This is a genomic window from Cohnella sp., from assembly GCF_041641335.1.
Lineage (GTDB): Bacteria > Bacillota > Bacilli > Paenibacillales > Paenibacillaceae > Cohnella.
This window is the reverse complement of record NZ_JBEPYQ010000002.1, coordinates 78,774-100,604: the sequence shown is the minus strand read 5'-3', so window position 1 is coordinate 100,604 and position 21,831 is coordinate 78,774. Positions and strand designations below refer to the sequence as shown.

Genomic DNA, 21,831 nt, shown 5'->3' with positions numbered 1-21,831 from the left:
CTTTCGTCGAAATTTCGCTATAATTTTCATAGAAAGCAAGCTCGATAACGGCAAACCTGTCGAAAGACAGTGACGCAAAGCTAGAGGGTCTTCCCTTCCACCGGAAGGATGACAGCCAGCTACCGAAAGACTAGGCTTTTTTTGTTTTATTTGGACAAGCTTCACGATAAAGGCAAACCTGCCGAAAGGCAGCGACGCAAAGCTAAAGGGTCTTCCCTTCCTCGAAGGATGACAGCCAGCTATCGAAAGGAGCCATATGGCATGCTTAAATCCGCAAAATTGTTGTTGGCGTTTCTTGTTCTCTTCGCCTCGATTCCTGCTCTTGCATCCGCGAGCACAGGGACGAGCAAAGCGACTTTGGACACTTCCAAATTGGAAAAGGGTACGATCGGCATTCGGTTGACGAGCAAACCGACAGTGGACACGAAAGCGAAAATATCGAAAGGGAGCGCCAGTTATATTTACACGCTAAGCGCCTCTTCCGACGGACAGACGTTGTGGCTGCCGCTGCAGATGGGGAACGGGCAATACGAGATTGCGGTGCTCGAGCACGTAACCGGCAAAAAGTATCGCGTGAATCTGGCGGAGAAGGTCAACGTAACCGTAACGAAGACGTCGGACATTTACTTGAATTCCACGCAGGCGATCGCTTGGCAGGACGCCGACAAGGCGCTAGCCAAGGCCAAGGAGTTGACGGCGCTCGCTGCGACCGACGAACAGAAGGCGAAAGCGATCTACGATTATATAATTCGCAACGTAAGCTACGATAAAGAGTTGGCCCGCAAGGTGACATCGGATTATGTTCCCGACATTGACGGTACATTGGCGTCGGGCAAAGCGATCTGCTACGGCTACGCTACGCTCTATGCGGCCATGCTGAGAAGCGCAGGGATTCCGGCCAAGCTGGCGATGGGCACGACGAACTTGGTCGACGAGTACCATGCTTGGAACGAGGTATACTTGAACGGGAAATGGGTCGTCGTGGACACGACCGTGGACGCGGGGCTAAGCAAGGGCGACAAGAAGGTGTCGTTCGGCAAGAAGGCAAGCGATTATTCGGCAGTCAAATACTATTAATCGAACATCGAAACGGCCAGAATCTATTGACGATTCTGGCCGTTTTTTCGTGTTTACAGCTATAACCGCTTGCGCGTCAGGCTGGGGTTCATCCCTGATCCTCGATTTTCTCGGCATGAACGATAAGCCGGTGCGTCGGATTCACCAACGGATCGCAGGTAATCAAAGTAAGAACGGCTTTGTCTCCATCGCTTTTCAGTACGGATAGATCGGTAGGGAGGACGACTTTAATATCCGTTACCTGGTAGGCGACGCTGCTGTTTCTCATCCGAATGTCGATCCGGTCGCCGACTTCCATCTCGTCAAGCCGGTTGAACATCCGGCCTTTCGTACGAGCCCGATGAGCGGCGACAGCTGAATTGCCAATTTCCCCGAGCGGCGCAGTTTCCGTCATATGACCCGCTCCGACCTTCATGTTTTTCGCGGTTGCTCCTTCGAGAATCGGCAGCTTCAGATCGATTTTGTCGATCTGAATGATGGCGATCGTTTTGTCGTCCATAGACTCTTGAGAATCCTCGGGAGATTCGGACGCTTCCGCTTTCATTGCTGCTTGCTCTAGCCCTTCGTCAAGCACGTTGGAGAGGCGGCTGTATTCTGCTTGAATATTGTACGAGCGAACGAGATCGCCGGATGACAAAGATTGCTCCAACTCTTGCAATATTCGCTGCTGCTCTCGGTCTTGAACATACTCGCGAACGAATGGAAAGGCCAGCACTGTAAGTCCGGCGGCGATCAAAACGTAGGAAGCGATTTTCGTGACGGTTGTTCCGGTTAGTTTCATAGATTTACCATCTGCCTTTAACTATACGTAATACCTTCAAGCTGAAATAATAAACTATCGTACTGAACAAAAACTGTACAAAATGGCGGGTTCAAACGTTATGCACCAAGTGTATAGTTCGCTTCAAGGGCACTGAAAGAGGCATCTACCAATTGCCTGCTCCGGGGGAGCAGATCGTGATTGTTCAGAAATTGTTTAGCGCTTCATGCTATTATGCTAGTTTGAATGGAATGTCGAAATTAATTCAGCCATTCAACAACAATAAATGTGTCGACTGGCAAGTTTAGACATGTTATGATACTTTTCGTATAGCTGGCATCCAAAATGTGGTCTCTGTTAAGATAATTTGGCTACAAATTAGGATAAAATTTTTCTTATTCAGGAAGTGATGATGGAATGAAAGTGTTAATAACGGGTGGTTATGGGTTCATTGGCTCCCATGTCGCGGACCGGTTTTTCAAGGAAGGCTACGAAGTATTTATCATCGACAACCTGTCGACCGGAAATAAAGCGAATGTACAAATCAAGCATCGCGGTTATACGCTGGATGTGACAGATCCCAAATGCGAAGAGATCTTCCGGGCGTATCGTTTTGATACCGTTGTGCATCTCGCGGCCCAGATCAGCGTCAGCAAATCCGTTGTCAATCCCCAACTTGATACAGACTCCAATGTGCTGGGGACGGTCAATATGCTGGACCTATCGGTCAAGTACGGGGTTAAGCGGTTTATTTACGCGTCATCGGCCGCCGTATACGGTCTCAGCGAAGCTTTGCCGCATCAGGAAACGAAAAGCGCGGACCCGATTGCGCCTTACGGGATAAGCAAATACGTCAACGAGCTCTACGCGGAAAAATGGCAGGGGCTGTACGGCTTGTCGACAATCGGCTTTCGTTTCTCCAATGTGTACGGACCCCGGCAAAATTCCGGAGGCGAGGGCGGGGTCATCTCGATCTTTATAAACAACATGCTGCAAGGCAAGCCCTTGCAGGTGTTTGGCGACGGCGAGCAAACAAGGGATTTCATCTATGTCGAGGATTTGGCCGACGCGCTGTATCGCAGCGTAAATTCGCCGCACACGGGCATTTACAATCTTTCCGTGAACCGCCCGGACTCCGTCAACGACATTATCCGATATCTTTCTGAAATCCGCCCGGATTTGCAGGTTCAGAACCAACCGCCCCGTCAGCAAGATATCCGGCATTCGCATCTGGACAATACGTCCATCATGCGAGATTTGGACTGGTCGCCGCTCTACAGTCTTAAAGAAGGCTTGGAGCGCACGTACGCTTATTTCGTCAGCCAAATCGGGCAAAATGAGACCGCGGCATCTGCTGCGGCAGAACTGGCGCCGAAACAAGGCCGTCCGAAAATGCCGAAGTGGCTAATGCCGACGCTTGAAAATGCGCTGGCCTTTGCGTTAACCGCCTGGCTGAGCCTGAGCATCGTGAGCAACATGTACGGCGTTATCGATGTCAAGCTGTTTTACATAACGATCATTGGCATTTTATACGGCAATCGCCAGGCGCTGCTGGCCGTTGCGTTGTCGGTCAGCTTGCTAACCTACCAAGAACTGCAGGCAGGCAGAGACCCTGTGTCGCTCACCTACGACACCGATTTCTTTTTCAGCATAGCGATCTATCTGTTTATCGGACTTGTCGTCGGTTATGCGATACAGCGAAAAAACGTGCGTATCGCACAGCAGGAACGAAAAGCAGCCGAAGCTACAGAACGCTATGAATTTCTGGAAGATATCTACAAAGAAGTGCGCGAAGTTAAGGACGAGCTTCAACTCCGCATCATGAACGCGGGCGACAGCTACGGCAAAATCTATTATGCGACGAAAGAGCTTGAGAGCTTGGAGCCGGAAACGGTCTTCAACTCCGCCGTTAACGTTGTCAAATCGATTATGCGCGTCGAGAAGGTTGCCATCTATCGCCTGAACAAGCATCAAAACTTTCTCCGTCTGCTGGCGAGCTCGGGCTATGATGCGGAATCGCTGGACAAGTCCTTGCGGGTATCGGATTTTAGCTACCTGCAGATCATGCTGCAGGACGGGCAAATCTACATGAATAAGCATCTTGAGCAGGGCATGCCGCTAATGGCCGTCCCGCTCTATCATCAAAACCGGGTTGCTGCGGTTATTGCCATTGACGGCATGAAATTCGAAAGCTTCTCCTTGTACCAGCAAAATCTGTTTCGGATTACGACCGATTTGATCGCTTCTTCCTTAAGCAAGGCCTTTACCTTTATTGAAGCAACGGAAAACAATCGGTACGTTGAAGGAACGAAAATTATGCAGCCGGCTATCTTTAAGGAAATTGTGCAAGCCAAGCAGGAGGCGAAGCTGCAGCATCAAATTCCGTACCTGCTGCTGCAATGCAGCCTGAACCAGTGTTCTCAGCAGCAGGCGGCGCAATTTATTGAGCCTCTGCTTCGCGAAACGGATTATGTAGGTCTTACGGAAGAGCGGCAGCTTCAGCTGCTGCTGTCGAATACGAGTAAACAAGATCTGAACCTCATTATGCCGCGGCTGTCTCATCCGGAAATATCATTTACCGTCGTAAGCGAGGAGTGAGCGAATGCTTTGGCTCTATTACGGATTATATCTCATTATTTCTGCTGCGGCACTTGTCCTGTTTAACCGGCAAGATAAACAGCTGCTGCTGATCAAACTATTAATCGTAGCGAGCATTCCGGGGCTGGGCTGGCTTTTGCCGACGATATGGAGTCAAAAACCGCGCCCCCGCTCCGCACAACAGTTCGCGGAATATGTAGAACAACAAGAACGAGAGCATTCGATTCGTCGAATCGGGGTATTTCACGGCGTTGAGAAGCAGCGGGAGCTGGACGTCGTGCCGATTGAGGACGCGCTGGTGGCCAGCCGCCATCAAGAGCGGCGACAAGCGCTGATTGAAGTGCTGAAACAGGATACGATCAAATATATCGAGGTTTTGCAGCTCGCGGTCAACAATGAGGATACGGAAACCTCGCATTACGCGGTGAGCGCGATTATGGAGATGAAGCGCAAGCTATTGATTTCCTTGCAGGAATTGGAAGTGCGTTACGAGCAGGATCCGCATCATGCGGAAACCGCCAAAGCGTATGTCGAAGTATTGGCGGTTTACGTGAGAAGCGGTTTTCTCGACGAGCGGACGAAAAGAAAATATCAATATACGTACTTGTCCGTTATGACGAATTATTTGAAGCAGCACGAGAAGGAAGAGCAGCTGTTTGCCGCCAAGCTGGAAACGGAAATTGAACTGGGCATCTTTGCAGAAGCCGAGCAGACCGCCCTTCATTACGTCGAATGTTTTCCATTAAGCGAGCAAGCCTATCTTTCATTAATGAAATATTATTTTACTGTCCGCTCCAGCCGCAAGCTGGAGCAGACGCTAATTCGCTTGAAAAACTCGCCGATTCGCTTGTCGAATGCAGGGCTGACTGCAGTGCGGTTCTGGTCTGAAGGGGAAGCAAATGAACAACAACGTCAGATTTAGAAGAAACGTCTATATTATCCTGGTCGGTATACTTGGCTTTGGCATTATTTCACAGCTTGCCCGATCGGATCTCGTTCTGAAGTATGTGTCTAACAACAATAAAATGTCAATGGCGGAGTGGCGGGAGTTTCAACAGTCGATCGAGCCCGTAGATATGCTTATGGCGAATCGTCAAGCATTCGGCGCACACTGTATGGTCTATGACAGCCAAGATGAGTTGAGCGCCAAGCATTACGGCAATTTTAAGGAAGTTTATCGTTATATCAAGCAGCCTTATACGATTCAGGATGTCGCCGTAGACGAAATCGGCTTCGAATCGTGCCAGGCCGTCATCCTGCTTAACAGCATTGAAACCATGCCGGATGCCATTGATGAACTCGAGCGGTATATCGCCCAAGGCGGCTATCTCTTCCTGGCTAGAATGGATCATCCAGGTCCCGTTTTCACCCGCATCTATCGCAAGATCGGAATCGTTAATTACCGGTATGTCATTGGAAATCACGATATCGAATTTACTTCGAACGTGTTGATCGGACAAAAGAACCAGAAATTTGTTGACGATTATTTCTATAACGACTCGCTTTCTGTCGAACTGGATCATGACAGCGAACTGCTTGCCAAAGGACAACTATCACCGGTCATTTGGCGCTATGAATACGGCGATGGCGCTGTAATGGTCTACAATGGAAACAATTTGTTTACGAAATCGAATCGCGGCCTGATCGTCGGCGCGCTCAGCATGCTGATTCAGGACTACATTTATCCGATTTTTAACGCCAAGCTGTTCTACATCGACGACTATCCCGCGCCGTTCAGCAAGGGGATAGACCTTGGCATTTACGCGGACTATAAACGCAATATCGCTTCGTTCTTCAAGGATATTTGGTGGCCGGATATGATTCGGGTGGCGAAAAAATACGATTTGAAATATACGGCCGTTGCGATTCAAGACTATAACGATAAGGTTGCCGCGCCTCTTCCCGCCTACAGACAGGAGGATCTGACCAACCTGATCGTTTACGGCCGCGAGGTGTTGAAGAGCGACGGCGAAATCGGCATACACGGCTACAATCATCAGCCCTTGCAGTTTCGGGAGGATATCGCCAAAGAGTACCATTATCATACGTGGAAATCCTATGAGGATATCGAGGCCTCCGTACAGACGGTCGTTGCGTTTTTGGAAAAAGCGTTTCCGAACTACGATACGGTCAGCTATGTGCCTCCTTCCAACGTATTGAGCAGAGAGGGCAGGAAGGCTCTGGTCGACAACTGGGAAAGCTTGCGCGTCATTTCGAGTCTGTACGAGGAGGATCCGCGAGACTTCTCCTACGTACAAGAGTTTGAAATTGCCGACGACGGAATCGTAGAAATGCCGCGCATTACGTCCGGTTATGCCGAATCGCCCGATATGCTCTGGTTGGAAGCGAGCGTGATGACCGCGCACGGGTTTTTCTCGCACTTTATTCATCCCGACGATCTGTTGGATGTGCGGAGGGGCAAGAAGAAAAGCTGGAAAAACCTGTATCAAGACTTCGAGCATCTGCTTGACCGGGTCAACGATACCTATCCCTGGCTAAAGGCGCAAACCTCCGGGGACGCCGCCATGCATGTGGCAGCGGTGCTGAACAGCCGGATCACACGCAAGCAATCGGATACGGAATTAGGGGTCGACATTGAAAATTACCGTACCCGGCAATACTTTATTCTTCGCTCCGACAAGAAAATCGGCAAGCTGACCAACTGTCACGTCCAACGGATCGATGAAAATACGTATTTGGTTGAAGCGACAAACGCGCAATTCAATATCGAACTGAAGTAGGTGAGGACTTGAGAATATGCATCATTGCCGAAGGCTCCTACCCATATGTCACGGGGGGCGTCTCCAGTTGGATTCATCAGATTGCCACGCAAATGCAGGAGCATGAATTTATCATTTATACGATCGCCGCGCAGCGAACGCAGAAGGGAAAGTTCAAATACAAGCTGCCGGACAATGTGATCGAGGTCAAGGAAACCTTTCTCGACGCCTATCTAACAGAGGAAGGGAAATGGGGAACGCGGTTTAATCTCTCGGACGCCGACCGCGACAACCTGATGCGGCTTCTGGGAGATGCGGGAACCGTGGAATGGCGGGAGCTGTTCGCGCTGTTGCGCAAGGAGCAATATGCTCGCGTGTCGGATTTTTTGCAGAGCAAAGATTTCTACGATGTGCTTCAGGCGCTGTGCCTGAAGCGCTATCCGCTGGTCCCCTTCACGGAAATGTTCTGGACGGTTCGTTCGATGATTCTTCCGTTGTTTCTGACGATTCGGGAGAACATTCCGAAAGCCGATCTGTATCACAGCGTATCCACCGGTTATGCCGGCGTAGTCGGCGCTCTTGCCAAGCAACTGTACGGAATGCCGTTTCTCCTGACCGAGCATGGCATTTACTCGCGGGAAAGGGAAGAGGAAATTATTAAGGCCGATTGGGTGAAAGGGTATTTCAAAGATTTGTGGATTCAATACTTCTATCGCCTGTCGGGCAGCGCCTATGAGCATGCGGATCATGTCACGACTTTGTTTAACCGCAATCGTGAAATCGAAATTGAACTGGGCTGCGACGCGAATAAAATCCAGATTATCCCCAACGGGGTTCAGGTCGAAAGATATGATCGGCTGGATCGGCAAAAACCCGGCGACCAGCTTTATCTAGGCGCCATTATTCGCGTAGTGCCGATTAAAGATATTAAAACGATGCTGCTGAGCTTCATGCTTGTGAAAGAAGAAAGACCGGATGCCGTATTTTATATTATGGGCTCTTACGAAGAGGACGAGGAATATTACGAGGAATGCCTCAAGCTGGTAGACAGCCTGCAACTGAAGGATGTTATCTTTACCGGAGCGGTCAATATTATGGAGTATATTGGAAAAATGGATATATTGCTGCTGACGAGCATTAGCGAAGGACAGCCGCTCGCGATGCTGGAAGGGATGGCTGCCGCCAAGCCGTACGTCGCCACCAATGTCGGCAGCTGCAAGGAGTTGCTAGACGGGCTGGACGACGGGATCGGGCCCGCGGGCTTAGTGGTGCCGGTTATGCATATCGAGCAAATTGCCCAGGCAGTACTGCAGCTGGCAAGCAGCAAAAAAATGAGAGAAGAGTACGGACGGAACGCTTATGCTCGCGTTAGCCGCTATTATCGGCAAGAAGACGTCATTGCGAATTACCGGAAATTATATACTGAACTAGGAGGCGGGACAAATGGCGGGGATCGGATTCGAGCTGCGAAAGCTTTTTCGTAAGGAAGGGCTGCTCAACAATCTGCGTGCCTACGCATATTCCTCCATGACAACAGTCGGTCCTATGATCCTCTGCATGTCATTGATCATTATTTTGCAGCGCTTGATGTCGATTCATGAGGGAACCTATCTGGATTGGGAACTATACATTGCAACAGTATCCTATTGCTTTATTTTTTCCATCGTGATGACTTCGGGGATCTCCCTCGTCGTTACGCGATATGTTTCGGACTGCTTGTACACCAAACAATTCAGCAAGCTCATGTCCTCCTATTACGGCGTACTGAGCCTTATCGTTCCGATCGCCTCCATAACGGCCGCGATCTTTTTAAGTCGGGTAGACGGAAGTCTGGCTTACAAATTCAGCGCCTTTTTCTTTTTTGTTTTTCTCGTTATGATTTGGATACAAGGCGTCTACTTGTCCGCGTTAAAGGATTATATGCGAATTGCGCGCAGCTTTCTGAGCGGCGCTGGGATCGCCGTGCTGGTCGCGTGGGTCCTGATGAAATACTTCTCGATCTCTACCCTTTTAGGCGCCTTCATTGGCCTGGATGCTGGCTTTTTGACCATATGCCTCTTGACAGGGCTTCACATGCACCATAAGTTCCCTAAAGCCGATTCCGGCAGCTACTATGAATTTTTGCTGCATATGAAAAAGTATCCCGCCTTGTTCTTCAGCGGCATGTTAGTTTATTCCGGCATCTATTTGCATAACTTTGTCTACTGGTTCAGCGATAACGGCCAAGTGATCGGGGGCGCCTATCGGGTCTTCATGTTTTACGACGTTCCTGTTTTTTATGCATTCCTGACCGTGCTGCCTACGCTCGTCGCTTTTGTCGTGTCCGTCGAAACGTCGTTCTTCGAGAAATTTCGCCACTATTATTTGTACATCAGCGCCGACGGCACCATACAAGATATTCAAAATGCCAAAAAACAAATGCAAAAAACGCTGATGCGAGAAATCAGCTTTCTGATGGAAATTCAGCTTGTGGTTACGGTCCTGTCGCTTGGCGCGGGAATGCTGTTGTTGCCGAAAATCGGCTTTACGATGCAGCAGCTCGATCTTTTCATCATCCTGGCGCTCGCTTATTACTTGTTTATTATTTTGTTCTCCTTCGTCCATATTCTGATGTACTTCGACGACCGAAAAGGCGTGCTTTGGACAAGCTTGTTGTTCGTGGCGCTCAATATCGGCTGCACGATTGCAACGATGCAGTTGAATTATGACGGCCTAGGCATGTTCATTGCTTCGTTCGTCTCTTTGCTGGCCGTGAGTGCGCGGCTGCTCTACGTGGTGCGAAATATCGATTACTATACGTTCTGCGCGCAGCCGATCAGCAACAACGCACGCCAAAAACGCGGCAAAGGTAAAGCAGGCATCGTCGCGACGATGCTTATCGCGTGTCTGCTGGCGACGGCATGCAGTTCAGGGGCCTCTTCCCAGACGGAAGCGAACGATAGCCCTGCCAAGATGATCACGGTCGATCACGATTACAGATTAAAAGACGATAAACGGTTGTATAATCGCGATCAGGATGATTCGCTTAAAGCGCTGTACGTTACCGTGCTGCCGGCAAAAGGGGAACAATCTTCGTTCGACTGGTACGCATTGAACCGTCAGGTGGACAAGGAATCGGGAAAATCGCTTGAAGTTATTGTGCAGGAAGGGCTGCCGGACGGATCCGGGCCAAAGCCCGGCATGTTCGAACATGATGCGACAGCGGCCAATGCGTCGATTGCGGTGCGCGGCAACTCTGCCTGGTCGCGCGTTCAAAAGTCCTATAAGCTGAAGCTTTACGAGGAGACCGGGCTGTACATGGATCAGCGAACGCTTAATCTGAACAAGCACATTGACGATCTGTCGCGGCTTCGCAACAAGCTCAGCTTCGACTTGATGGAAACCATTCCGGATATGACAAGCCTGAGGACGCAGTTTGTCCGGCTCTACGTGAAAGATCTTACCCAGGGGGAGAAGCAAGCTCCCTATGTCGACTATGGTTTATACACGAATGTAGAGCAGCCGAACAAACGGTTTTTGAAAGCTCATATGCTGGATTCGAACGCCTATTTTTATAAAGTCAAATTTTTCGAATTCCACCGCTATCCCGACCAGATTAAATCGACGACGGACGAGGCTTACGATGTTGCCAAATTCGAGAAGATTTTGGAAATCAAAGGGCGCGAAGAGCATGACAAGCTGATCGCCATGCTGGAGGCCGTCAACGATTACAGCATTCCGATCGAAGAGACCGTGGAAAAGTATTTCGATCTTGACAACTTTCTGACATGGACAGCCATGAATATCTTAATGGACAACATGGATACGGACGCCAATAACTTTTTCCTTTACTCTCCGCTTAACATCGACAAGTGGTATTTTCTTCCATGGGATTACGACGGAGGATGGGAGCTTCAAAGAAATATGAAGTTTATCCGTCCGTATCAAACCGGTCTTAGCAATTACTGGGGAGTTGAATTGCATAACCGATTCTTCCGCAATCAGGAGAATGTCAATAAGTTAACCCGAAAAATGGAGGAGCTTAGCCAATACATTAATGAGGAAACCGTAAAGGCACAAATCGACAAATACCGCGCGATCGTCGAGCCATTCGTCAGCCGGATGCCGGACATCCAATATTTGCCCGATCGTCTATCCGCTTATGATCAAGACATACAACGGATTATCGACACGCCCAAACGGGGGCTGGAACGCTACTACGACGACTTGGAAAAGCCCAAGCCGTTCTATTTGAACGAAGCGACGCAGCGCGACGGCCGGCTCTATTTCGACTGGGGGGTATCGTTCGATCTGCAAGACGATGAGCTGACCTATGAAATGGTCATTGCCAAAAACAAGGAATTCACGGATGTCGTCTATGAAAATAAACAACTGCGGGAGATCTCGCATTCGATTCCGGAGCTGGCTCCCGGCCGATATTTCTGGCGGGTAGATGTCGTGGACGGCAAAGGCAATCGGCAGTTCAACTTTGAAATTTACACGGATGAGGAAGGCGAAATGTACTACGGCATAAAGGATTTTGAGGTGAACTGAATGCGGCTGAGAGGGAAGCAGCTACGCACGGAGCAGAAATACTACATCCATATGCACGATTATCTGGCATTGCGTATGAAGCTATCTCAACTGATGACGCTTGATCCGAATTCGGTCGATGTTGACGGCTACAATATTCGCAGCTTGTATTTCGACGACCCGCGCAAAACCGCGCTGGAAACGAAAAACGATGGCATCTTCAGTAGGCAAAAGTTCCGAATCCGCATTTATAACGGCTCGGACAATCACATCGCGTTGGAACGGAAAAGCAAGTTGGGGGAATACGTCGCGAAGGAATCGATTCGCATATCCAGAGAGCAGTATGATCAAATTCTGCATGGAAATTATGAAAGCTTGTACGCAGACGGGGATCCGTTAGCGCACGATTTCTACGCCGCCATGACGGCCGGCGGATATAGGCCGACGGTTATCGTCGATTATTGGCGGGAAGCGTTCATCTATCCGCACGGGAATGTTCGAATCACTTTTGATAAGCGTCTTGCGGTAGCCGCTAACCAGCAAGATCTATTTCACCCCGAGCTGTTGTTTTCCGAGATTAGCATGCCTGGCGTCACCATCATGGAGGTTAAGTTCGACGATGTGCTGCCTAATGTCGTCAGAGAACTGATTACGCCGGCGTATCATCTACGATCTACGATTTCAAAGTATGTCCTGTGCAGAGAGAAACTCATGCTGCTGCATACACAATGAGGCTGTTAGAGAACAGGTTGGAGGACCGTTATGAATTTTGAGGACATAATTAAGAAGAGCGTATTGACACTGGAGAGCTTCCAGACAGTTTCCTATTATGAGGCAAGCATCAGCTTGGCGATTTCCTTCGCAATTGGGATGTTTATTTACGCCATCTATCGAAAAACGTTTCGCGGCGTCGTATACAGCTACAACTACAATGTGTCGTTCGTCCTGATCACCATGATTACGACGCTTGTCATTATGACGATCAGCACGAATATTGTCTTGTCGCTGGGAATGGTCGGCGCGCTCAGTATCGTTCGTTTCCGTACTGCGGTAAAGGATCCGCTGGATGTCGTCTACATGTTCTGGGCGTTATCCGCCGGAATTGCCACAGGAGCCAAAGTCTATCCGATTGCGCTTGGCGGCTCCTTATTAATCGGCCTTGTCATCGTTTGGCTCAGCAAGAGAAAGATCCGAGAGCAAGCATTCCTCCTGATCATTCGCCATACCGACGAAGCCACTGCTGCTTTGAGAACGGAAATGAAAAAGCTCAACGGGAAGCTCAAATCGAAAAATGTACGCAAGAATTATACGGAAGTCACTTACGAAATCAAGCTTGTCGACGACAATACTTCTTTTCTGCAAACCATTATCGAGATGTCGGGCGTAAGCGATGCGTCCTTGGTGAACTACACGGGAGATTACGCACAATAGACGCGAAGCATCTAAGCTCAGAAAGGGCTTGTCTCATAGTAAACAGAGTCGTACCGATATCGATGGGTGAATGCGATGGGCATCTATCTCCTTGCACTGCTGCCAGGAGATAGATGCCTTTATTATTCATCGATTATCTTGTACGCCCCTACTCATGGAGACAGCCCTTCTTGGGGGTGCGCCGGCCTATCTATGCTTCGTCAGTTTAGCGCTTCCGACCTTCCTTGCGTTCAAGCTCAAATTCATCCACCAGCTCGCCATCAACGGTATAAGCCCTATAGATCAGCTTATCGGCAGACACTTCGATGCCCGCATACATCTGTTTCCAGTTTTGCAGGTGCTTCTTGTGGTAGAATCGATCCTCTTTTTTCTTGTTAAACTTCTGTCCGGAGGCATTCGTCGTTACATACACCGTTCCGCCCGATAATGCAATTTCTCCGTCTTTGAGCGGGTAGGATCGGGAGAATTCATGATTGTGCCCCTGCAGCACAAGGTCGACATCGTATTCGTCAAACAGAGGCACCCAGTGCTTGATCACCTTCTGATCCTGATTCCCGCCATAAGCAGGACGATGAATGGAGACGACGACCCAGGGCTGACGGTTAGCCTCCAAATCCCGCTTGAGCCAAACCGCCTGCTCCTTAAACTTTCCTTCCGTATTTAACATCACAAAATGGACGGGACCATAATCAAAGGTATAGCTTGTCCCTGGCTGCAAGCTTGCGGCACCGTTATTCGGCAAATGAAAATGAGAGCCGAAGGCAGAGGCTTGCCGACCTACCTGATCGTGATTGCCCGTTACCGGCATGAAAGGAACGCTCGCCGTCCATGGACGCGCTTTGTTCAGCAAATGATTCCATGCCGCGTCGTCCTCGGGATGTTCCGTTAGATCTCCGTTATGGATCAAAAATCGGGCTTCCGGAAATCGCTCGAACGCTTTTTCCAGCGTATTTCGCCATAGTTCAAAATCCTGCTCGTTTACCCCTTGAGAATCCGCAACATTGATAAAACCGAAGTTTTCAATGCGATTTGGCGCCGTCCTAAATGCCGCCGGCTCGCTCCACCGTGCCTTTTTTCCATCGCCTACTCTGTACAGGTAGCTTTCTTCTGCCTTCAGCCCGGTCGCTTCCGCTTTATATACCCCTTTAACCTTTCCATTGCTTAACGTCAGCTCCGAAGCTTCGCCCCGAAATTCCAGGAGCTTCGATTGATCCTGGAAATCTGCCGCATTCGTCCCCTTCACGACCTGCAGATCAGCCTGCATGTTAGGCGTCTCCGAATGCCAAGTAAATGCCCGGCTGGTCCGCGGATCCCCTCTGAATGTCGTGACGATGGCTTGCGGGATATCGCCCGTAATTCCGACAGGCCCGTCCGTCTCTACAGGCCAACCCGGGGTGGCCTCTTCCTGCTTATGTCCTGCTGAAAACCAGATCGCTCCGGCCAGGACCATAAAAGCGGCTAGTAGAAGCCAAGATTTGTTTTTTAAGTTCATAGCGCCCTCTCCCTATCTCCATATCTCAAATATTAGCACAAAAAAGAGAGGAAGAATCATATAGCGGGAAATGTGGTTTCACTTGTGAATTACACAGGAGATTATGCGCAATAAGAAAGATTATTAGCTCGTTAGAAGATAAATTTGTGAATGGATGTCACATTCTCTTGCACATTGACCCGAAGTATGGATAATGAAAGCTAAGGGTTTGTCAGAGGGAGTCGGAAGCCGTCTCTCATTCTCGCGATAAGGGCAAAACTGTCGAAAGACAGCGACGCAAAACTACAGGACCTAAGGGCTAATGCCTATGGTAGCCAGTTGCCGAACGAAAAGAAGCAATGAAAACAAGATGAGATCTTGTTTTCATTACGTTTTCTTGACACAGTTCGGGTCTCCGGCTGTGTCTTTCTATGTTTATGCAAGCGAAACCAATTTTACTAATATTAGATGATTACACCTGTTACTCCCAATGGAACTGTGCTACACTGCAGGTACTCTTGGAGGCTTTTCATTTCCAAAGAATTACGGTTCATCCGATGATATTACAGGAAGGAAGTGATTGGTCATGAAAATACCAAACAGGCACGAACTAATGTTGGGACGAGTAAAGATCGCATTTGCTTTGTTGCTGGTCATGATGATTTTATTCTCTTATGCTGTTCCGAGAACGGCTTATTCCAATAACTCTTCAGGAGCCGTTTATTATGTAAGCACGGAAGGCGACGACGTCAATCCGGGAACGATTGAAGCTCCGTGGCGAACGATCCAGAAGGCAGTCGACTCGCTATTGCCAGGAGACACGGTACTGGTAAGAGGCGGAATATACGAAGAATTCGTTACGATAAGAAGCTCCGGATCGGCTGATGCGGGGTATATTACGTTCCAGGCCTATCCGGGCGAGAAACCCGTAATCGAAGGAAGGAACTTGACGATTGCGAGCGGTAAAAGTTCCTTGATTAGCATTAGATCGGCCAACTATATTGTTGTTCAAGGTTTCGAGATTCGCGGACTGACTTCTGCAAGTTCTTCCGAGTATCCGGCAGGCGTGAAGATTCAGGGCGGCGGTTCGAATATTCATATTTTGAACAATGATATCCATCATATCGAAAACCGGTCCAGCAGGGGAAATGCGCACGGGTTGGTCGTATACGGGGACTCTGTCATTCCGATCACGGATATCAAAATAAGCGGCAATGAAATCCATCACCTGATTAACGGTTCCAGCGAATCGTTAACTGTCGTCGGCAACGTGCAGAATTTCAGTGTCGATCATAACCTTGTTCATGATAATAATAATATTGGCATCGATATTGCCGGCTACTACAATACATGCCCAAGCTCTTGTCAGGATCAGGCTCGCAATGGGGTTGTAGCCTATAATACGGTTTATAATATCGATAGCTCAACAAATCCTGCCTATGGCTCGGGAAGCCGAAGCGCGGGAGGGATCTATGTAGACGGCGGAACCAATATCATCGTTGAGAACAACGAAGTGTACAATAGCAATTTCGGTGTTGAATTGGCCAGCGAACAGAATGGACAAGCAACCAGCAACATTATATTAAGGAATAATTATTTACATCATAATCATGGCGCAGGACTAATTATGGGCGGTTCGGGCACTAGCAATGGAGGGGCGTCCAACAATTTAATCGTTAACAATACGTTGTATCTAAACGACGGATTGAATCAAGGCTATGGCGAAGTGACGCTGCAAAATTATAATTTTAACAATATATTCGCGAATAACATATTTTACACGTTCCCCCAAAAGTCCTTTATCAGAAAATCCGGAACGAATGGCGGCGGGAATGTTATTGATAACAACTTGTATTACCGCACAGACGAGCTAAACTCCGTAAGCTGGCGATATGACGGCGTATCGTATAAAACATGGGATGATTTCAAGTGGGCAACAGGTTTTGATCAAAACTCGATTTTTGCCGATCCGGCGTTCGTAGATATCGGCAATCATAATTTCCGTCTGTCGGAACATTCATTGGCTATAGATAAAGGATCGCTGCAATATAGCGGCAATATGTCGTTAGATTATTACAGTCAGCCGAGGATAACGGGCGGCAGCATCGATATTGGAGCTGCGGAGTTTGGGGCGATGGTTATTCCCGAGGTGCCGACGGAACCTATACCGACGAAGCCGACGCCAACAGAAGAACCGCAACCTACTGATCCGCCAATCAATACCGGAAATCCTTCGACTGAACCGCCGGTTTCGCCATCCGGGATCCTCATTGATGGAGTAAGCGAGGATTGGGGTCAGGTTCCAGAACTAAGTACCGGCAGCTCTAATGCAAGAAGCATGAAAGCATTCATTCAGAACAACTGGCTGTACGTGCTGGTAACCGGTAACCTGCTCAATGAAAAGGGCCAACTGTTCATAAGTCTGGGTACGGGCGAAAAGGCTTTTGATGCCCCATATTGGATAGGGAACCCTTCAGAGTATTTGATCGAAAATGATACATTGTATAAGTACAGCGGTACAGGGGGAAGAGATTGGAACTGGTCCAAGATCGTCTCCTATAGAAGCCTGAAGCAGCATGCGGCGAATGCGACGGTGGTCGAATATGCGATTCCGTTAACGGATCTGGGCGGAGTCAAGGATACTGTAAAAATTGGTTTTGCATGGAAGGATTCTGCCGCAGACAAGCTGCCGGTTAACAATAGTATGGCATCTGTGCCTGTTAACGGAGCTTTGCCGATGCCTGAACCGACGCCAACGCCGACACCTTCATTAGTTGTTGTAGACGGCCAAGGGAATGAATGGAGTCAAATTGCACCAGCCGCATCCAGCAGCAGCAATGTGAAATCGGTCAAAATCTTGAATGATGCCGAGTACCTTTATATGCTCATAGAAGGAACGAAGCTAAACAATAAGCTGCAGGTTTATTTTAATTCGGATGCGAACGAGAAGACTGGCTTTCAAACCTCCCGATGGACAACCGCGGGCATCGACTATTTATTGGAGTCGGGTAAATGGTACAGCTATTCAGGAAATGGCGGGAATTGGTCATTCAGTCCCGTGAAATTGTCGCAAGACAAGTTGTACGTATCTAGTTCATCTGTAGTTGAATTGGCGATCCCGCTAGCGGATTTAAAGGTTAGTGCGGGACAGAGTGTAAATCTTGGAATTCTTCTCAACGATAATAAAGCTGATAAGCTCCCAACAAAAGGGGAAATGTTGACTTACAAACTGAAATAGACTAGTGACAAACAAGTTAAAGTTAGAACGTGTTTCTCTTGAAGCACGTTCTTTTTGTTGTTATAAAACGACACTAAAACCAATGGGAAATCATCTTCACCTTCAGAAGACTCTCCAGAATTTTTCGTCGAAAAATACTGGATGTTGTGCGAAATGTTTATTTATTGTTCAGTCTGATAATGTTACACTTGAAATCAATCGAAAATGAAATAGTTAAATAGAATTATATATTTGTAAAATTACAGGTCTTTTGATCTGTTTTTCATGAAATTAAATGTGGATTTATATGTTGTACGATGTTTGAGCGATTTCATAATTTGCAATGATTTGGTGTGGTGATTATGGGGAAACAAAAGGGCGAAACTATTATCCTTATTCCTTCGCTTGAGCCGGATGAGAAGTTGTTGTCTTATGTGGAGCAATTGAAAGAATATTTTCTGCTTAATATTGTCATCGTGGACGACGGCTCGGGCGAGAAGTACCAGCCTCTTTTCAGGAAACTGGGCGAGAACGGCTGCGTCGTGCTCCGGCATGCGGAAAATCTGGGGAAGGGCGCTGCCCTCAAGACCGGATTCCAGTACATAGATCAGCAGTTCGACAACGTTTCCTGCGTTGTAACCGCGGATTCGGACGGGCAGCATGCCGCTGAAGATGTATATCGCCTTGCGGAGGAAGCGATGCGCCATCCTGAAGCGCTCGTTCTAGGGGTCAGAGACTTTGGCGCAGGTGGAATACCGCCGAAGTCTTTGCTTGGAAACCGGATTACCTCCTTTATGTTTGCCGCGCTGTACGGCAAACGGCTGTCGGATACCCAGACCGGACTTCGCGCCTTCGGGCCTCGGCTGCTCGCGTTAATGCAGGGCGTCAGAGGCTCACGGTTCGAATACGAGCTGCAGATGCTCATCTCCTGTATCCAGTCCGGCATACCGATCGCTACTCTTCCGATTCAAGTGATTTATGAAAACGGAAATGCGGGGACGCATTTTAAAGCGGTACGGGACAGCGCCCGGGTCATGGGGGTTCTGTTCTCCAATTTCGCAAAATTTATCTCCTCTTCCCTTACAGGCGCTGTAGTCGATCTGGGAATCGCATGGCTATTAATCGATTTATTGCGGCCGATGCTGGGTCAGCAGGACTACTTGAGAATTCTGCTGGCGACCGTGATCGCAAGAATCGTTTCGATTATGGTCAACTATTTGCTGAACACGCATTTTGTTTTCCGCAAGAAGGATAGCCGGGGGAGTTTGTGGCGCTATTTGACGCTTTGCGCGTTAGTGATCCTACTTTCGAGTACCGGGGTATATATAATTCATACGGTGTTCTTCATGAGCGAGAAAATAGCGAAGCTCATCTGCGATGCCTTGTTGTTCCTGCTGAGTTATCAGGCGCAGCGGCGGTGGGTTTTTGCGGCAAGGAGGCAGCAACTGTAGTGCAAAATGAAAAACGGCAAAATGTTCTGTTTGTCGTCACGATGATCCTGATGTCCGTTTATTTGCTATGGCGCATGATTTTTACGCTGCCATGGAATCAAGGCGTATTGAACATGATTTTCGGCATTCTCCTGATTGCGGCTGAAACGATTACGGTGTTGACTACGTTCGAATTGTTTTTTCAGAAGATGCAAAAGAAACGTACGCAACTCGACCTCCCGACCGTTCCGCCGGAGCATTACCCGGATGTGGACGTGTTCATCGCCACGCACAATGAGCCGGTGGAGCTGTTGTATAAAACCGTTAACGCCTGTACGTTTATGGATTATCCCGACAAACGAAAAGTTCATATTTACTTGTGCGACGACGGAGGAAGACCCGAGGTTGAGGAACTGGCCAGACAGTTTGGCGTCGGGTACCTCGGCTTTCCGGGCAACAAGGAGGCTAAATCCGGCAACTTAAACAACGCGCTGAGCAAAACCTCCTCCCCGCTCATCGCAACCTTTGATGCCGACATGATTCCGAAGCACACGTTTTTGATGAAAACCGTTCCGTATTTCCTGCTCTCCAAGTTTATAAAGGAAAACGGAGAATGGCGGCTGCGCAGAGAGGATGAATTGGACGATACATTCAAGCTTGGACTGGTTCAAACTCCTCAAAGCTTCTATAATCCGGATTTATTTCAATTTAATCTGTACGCGGAACGAGAAATTCCGAACGAGCAAGATTTCTTCTCGAGAGAAGTCAACATTTTGCGCAATGCCTCCAACGCGGTCGCTTACACCGGGAGCAACACGGTTATTTCCCGGAAAGCAATGGAGGATATCAACGGGTTTCCGCTGAAAACGATCACTGAAGATTTCGAAACGAGCATCCGCCTGCAACAAGCGGGCTATATTACTTATGCAACGCAGGAAGTTCAGGCCGCCGGACTGACGACGACAACGATTAAGAGCATGATCAAGCAGCGTATTCGCTGGGCGAGAGGCATTTTGCAGAGTTTGCAGAATACCCGGGCGATCTTCTCCAAAAAGCTCCCTTTCTGGACAAGAGTCACCTACTTGAGCAGCTTTTTGTACTGGTGGTCCTTTTTTAACCGGTTGATTTTCATTTTGGCTCCTATTCTATTTGCACTGTTCGATTTCCAAATCGTAAGCACCAGCTTTTGGCACATTTTTATTTTTTGGCTTCCGTCCTATTTTTGCTACAGCTTGTCGATGCGCTACCTGTCCAGCAATATTCGCAATCAGCGCTGGAGTCAAGTCATCGATACGATTTTTATGCCGTATCTGATCGTGCCGGTCTTCCTTGAAACCTTGCACATTCATGAGAGAAAATTCAAAGTTACGAGCAAGAACAAAAACGCCGGTCGAAAATGGATGTCTTCCGCGGTGTATGCCCTTCCGCATATTTTCCTTCTCCTTCTCTCGATCGCGGCCTTGCTTCGGTTCGTACACGGCAAATACGGCCTGGCTCTCTTCTACAGCAGCATTATCATTTTCTGGCTGGTTCATAATATGGTCGCTTTGTGCTACGCCCTGTTCTTCATGATCGGCCGGCGTGCCTATCGCGAGACAGAGCGAATTCGGGCCCAAGAGGAGGTGACGATCCTCGACAAAGCCAGGAAGCTTCGTTACCAGGCCCGTACCGTAGACGTATCGGAGCATGGCATAGCCTTGTATGTTGCTTTTTCCATTTACTTGCCCCCGCAATCCACGATCTCTTTGGTCGTAAAGACCAAGCGCTACGAAGCGAATCTGGAGGGAACGATCGTCTATGTGAAAAGGGACGGAGAGGGCTGGAACTATTCGGCAAAAGTTCAGCCGGTCAGCGAGACGGACAAACGCCAATACATGCAAATCGTTTACGACCGGAAGCACTCCTTACCCGAGCAGATGAATCTTTGGGATACGGCCTATGACGACATGATTCGCAATGTGAAGAAGCGCATCGTCCAGCCATCCCCGCATCAGAGAAAGATGCCGCGGATTCCGCTTCAGTGTCCGATCGTCTTTACTAACGGAGACAGCTGTACGCTGCGCAGCTTTAATTACCTTTTCTTCTCCGTCTCCGACTTCGAGGGCGATACGATGACCGGAACCCGGGTTACTTTTTATACGAAAAGCAATATTGAGGTCATTTTGGAGCATGCGAAAAAAACGAGAGCCCGTCGTCACGAGTTGCTTCTCTCAATCGTCAATATTGACGAAATAGTAGAGCGCGGCCTGGTCGATCAGATGCTGAATGACTTGATGCAATCGAATTCCGAGAGTTCCGCATAAAGTGAAATAGGAGAGAGTTGCTGGCTATGTATCTAATATTAACGGGAGCCTTGCTGGCATTGTCCTGTTTGGGTTACATGCTGCTCGTTCGAAAAACAGTTTCTTTACAATGGGAATTTATCCCGGTATTCGTCTTCTCGTCTATTGCCTGCTTGGTCAATTTCGGCGGCTTGGCGGGACAGCTTTTTTCCGTCAGTCTTGTCATTCTGATTCTAGGGCTACTGGCATTTGCCACGGTCGTAATTATGTGGCTCCGACAAGAGGCGAAATTTCGGATTTCCTTTTCCATCTTCCAATTTTCCTTTTTGGCGG

13 protein-coding genes and 3 riboswitches are annotated in these 21,831 nt (G+C 48.6%); of the genes, 11 read left to right on the top strand and 2 right to left on the bottom strand.

Features of this window, described 5'->3' with window-relative positions; all coding sequences use genetic code 11:
• Nucleotides 1-39 precede the first annotated feature (39 nt).
• Nucleotides 40-127, top strand: a riboswitch (cyclic di-GMP riboswitch).
• 34 nt (nucleotides 128-161) lie between these two features.
• Nucleotides 162-247, top strand: a riboswitch (cyclic di-GMP riboswitch).
• Nucleotides 248-261: 14 nt separating this feature from the next.
• Nucleotides 262-1,077 carry a transglutaminase-like domain-containing protein gene (locus ACESLM_RS01175; RefSeq protein WP_372629198.1) on the top strand — a complete coding sequence of 272 codons (816 nt, stop codon included), beginning with the start codon at nucleotides 262-264 and terminating at the stop codon, nucleotides 1,075-1,077.
• A gap of 88 nt (nucleotides 1,078-1,165) precedes the next feature.
• Here the strand turns inward: ACESLM_RS01175 and ACESLM_RS01170 are convergent, their stop codons facing one another.
• On the bottom strand, nucleotides 1,166-1,858 hold the full coding sequence (locus ACESLM_RS01170; RefSeq protein ID WP_372629196.1) for a class D sortase: 693 nt from the start codon (nucleotides 1,856-1,858) through the stop codon (nucleotides 1,166-1,168).
• Nucleotides 1,859-2,254: 396 nt separating this feature from the next.
• Here ACESLM_RS01170 and ACESLM_RS01165 point away from each other — a divergent pair, with 396 nt between their 5' ends.
• The 7 genes from ACESLM_RS01165 to ACESLM_RS01135 are packed head-to-tail and all read left to right on the top strand — an operon-like array spanning nucleotide 2,255 to nucleotide 13,098.
• A complete protein-coding gene (locus ACESLM_RS01165) occupies nucleotides 2,255-4,435 on the top strand; it encodes an NAD-dependent epimerase/dehydratase family protein (protein WP_372629194.1) in 2,181 nt (726 codons plus the stop codon).
• Between the two features lie 4 nt (nucleotides 4,436-4,439).
• Entirely contained in the window at nucleotides 4,440-5,357 is a 918-nt protein-coding gene (locus ACESLM_RS01160) for a hypothetical protein (protein WP_372629192.1), read from the top strand.
• Nucleotides 5,335-7,176: a DUF2194 domain-containing protein gene (locus ACESLM_RS01155; protein WP_372629190.1), complete on the top strand. Its 1,842-nt coding sequence runs from the start codon at nucleotides 5,335-5,337 to the stop codon at nucleotides 7,174-7,176. The genes ACESLM_RS01160 and ACESLM_RS01155 overlap by 23 nt, the downstream gene beginning before the upstream one ends.
• Before the next feature lie 8 nt (nucleotides 7,177-7,184).
• Entirely contained in the window at nucleotides 7,185-8,639 is a 1,455-nt protein-coding gene (gene pelF, locus ACESLM_RS01150) for a GT4 family glycosyltransferase PelF (RefSeq protein ID WP_372629188.1), read from the top strand.
• Nucleotides 8,599-11,688 carry an exopolysaccharide Pel transporter PelG gene (pelG, locus tag ACESLM_RS01145; RefSeq protein WP_372629186.1) on the top strand — a complete coding sequence of 1,030 codons (3,090 nt, stop codon included), beginning with the start codon at nucleotides 8,599-8,601 and terminating at the stop codon, nucleotides 11,686-11,688. The genes pelF and pelG overlap by 41 nt, the downstream gene beginning before the upstream one ends.
• Nucleotides 11,689-12,399 (top strand): polyphosphate polymerase domain-containing protein, encoded by a 711-nt coding sequence (locus tag ACESLM_RS01140; protein ID WP_372629184.1) that lies wholly within the window; start codon nucleotides 11,689-11,691, stop codon nucleotides 12,397-12,399.
• Between the two features lie 30 nt (nucleotides 12,400-12,429).
• Entirely contained in the window at nucleotides 12,430-13,098 is a 669-nt protein-coding gene (locus tag ACESLM_RS01135) for a DUF4956 domain-containing protein (RefSeq protein WP_372629182.1), read from the top strand.
• A 205-nt stretch (nucleotides 13,099-13,303) separates the two neighbouring features.
• Here the strand turns inward: ACESLM_RS01135 and ACESLM_RS01130 are convergent, their stop codons facing one another.
• Entirely contained in the window at nucleotides 13,304-14,590 is a 1,287-nt protein-coding gene (locus tag ACESLM_RS01130; protein WP_372629180.1) for a purple acid phosphatase family protein, read from the bottom strand.
• 241 nt (nucleotides 14,591-14,831) lie between these two features.
• Nucleotides 14,832-14,916, top strand: a riboswitch (cyclic di-GMP riboswitch).
• A gap of 239 nt (nucleotides 14,917-15,155) precedes the next feature.
• On the opposite strand from ACESLM_RS01130, the gene ACESLM_RS01125 reads away from it, so the two are divergent.
• From ACESLM_RS01125 to ACESLM_RS01115, 3 genes are all read left to right on the top strand, one after another.
• Entirely contained in the window at nucleotides 15,156-17,807 is a 2,652-nt protein-coding gene (locus tag ACESLM_RS01125; protein WP_372629178.1) for a right-handed parallel beta-helix repeat-containing protein, read from the top strand.
• Between the two features lie 341 nt (nucleotides 17,808-18,148).
• Nucleotides 18,149-19,237: a GtrA family protein gene (locus tag ACESLM_RS01120; RefSeq protein WP_372629176.1), complete on the top strand. Its 1,089-nt coding sequence runs from the start codon at nucleotides 18,149-18,151 to the stop codon at nucleotides 19,235-19,237.
• Entirely contained in the window at nucleotides 19,237-21,519 is a 2,283-nt protein-coding gene (locus ACESLM_RS01115) for a glycosyltransferase family 2 protein (protein ID WP_372629174.1), read from the top strand. The genes ACESLM_RS01120 and ACESLM_RS01115 overlap by 1 nt, the downstream gene beginning before the upstream one ends.
• The last annotated feature ends 312 nt before the right edge of the window (nucleotides 21,520-21,831 follow it).

What these genes read in the sequence shown, in the direction of transcription:
- ACESLM_RS01175 (WP_372629198.1), top strand. Translation starts at nt 262, where the DNA reads ATGCTTAAATCCGCAAAATTGTTGTTGGCGTTTCTTGTTCTCTTCGCC.
- ACESLM_RS01170 (WP_372629196.1), bottom strand. Translation starts at nt 1,858, where the DNA reads ATGAAACTAACCGGAACAACCGTCACGAAAATCGCTTCCTACGTTTTG.
- ACESLM_RS01165 (WP_372629194.1), top strand. Translation starts at nt 2,255, where the DNA reads ATGAAAGTGTTAATAACGGGTGGTTATGGGTTCATTGGCTCCCATGTC.
- ACESLM_RS01160 (WP_372629192.1), top strand. Translation starts at nt 4,440, where the DNA reads ATGCTTTGGCTCTATTACGGATTATATCTCATTATTTCTGCTGCGGCA.
- ACESLM_RS01155 (WP_372629190.1), top strand. Translation starts at nt 5,335, where the DNA reads ATGAACAACAACGTCAGATTTAGAAGAAACGTCTATATTATCCTGGTC.
- pelG (WP_372629186.1), top strand. Translation starts at nt 8,599, where the DNA reads ATGGCGGGGATCGGATTCGAGCTGCGAAAGCTTTTTCGTAAGGAAGGG.
- ACESLM_RS01140 (WP_372629184.1), top strand. Translation starts at nt 11,689, where the DNA reads ATGCGGCTGAGAGGGAAGCAGCTACGCACGGAGCAGAAATACTACATC.
- ACESLM_RS01135 (WP_372629182.1), top strand. Translation starts at nt 12,430, where the DNA reads ATGAATTTTGAGGACATAATTAAGAAGAGCGTATTGACACTGGAGAGC.
- ACESLM_RS01130 (WP_372629180.1), bottom strand. Translation starts at nt 14,590, where the DNA reads ATGAACTTAAAAAACAAATCTTGGCTTCTACTAGCCGCTTTTATGGTC.
- ACESLM_RS01125 (WP_372629178.1), top strand. Translation starts at nt 15,156, where the DNA reads ATGAAAATACCAAACAGGCACGAACTAATGTTGGGACGAGTAAAGATC.
- ACESLM_RS01120 (WP_372629176.1), top strand. Translation starts at nt 18,149, where the DNA reads ATGGGGAAACAAAAGGGCGAAACTATTATCCTTATTCCTTCGCTTGAG.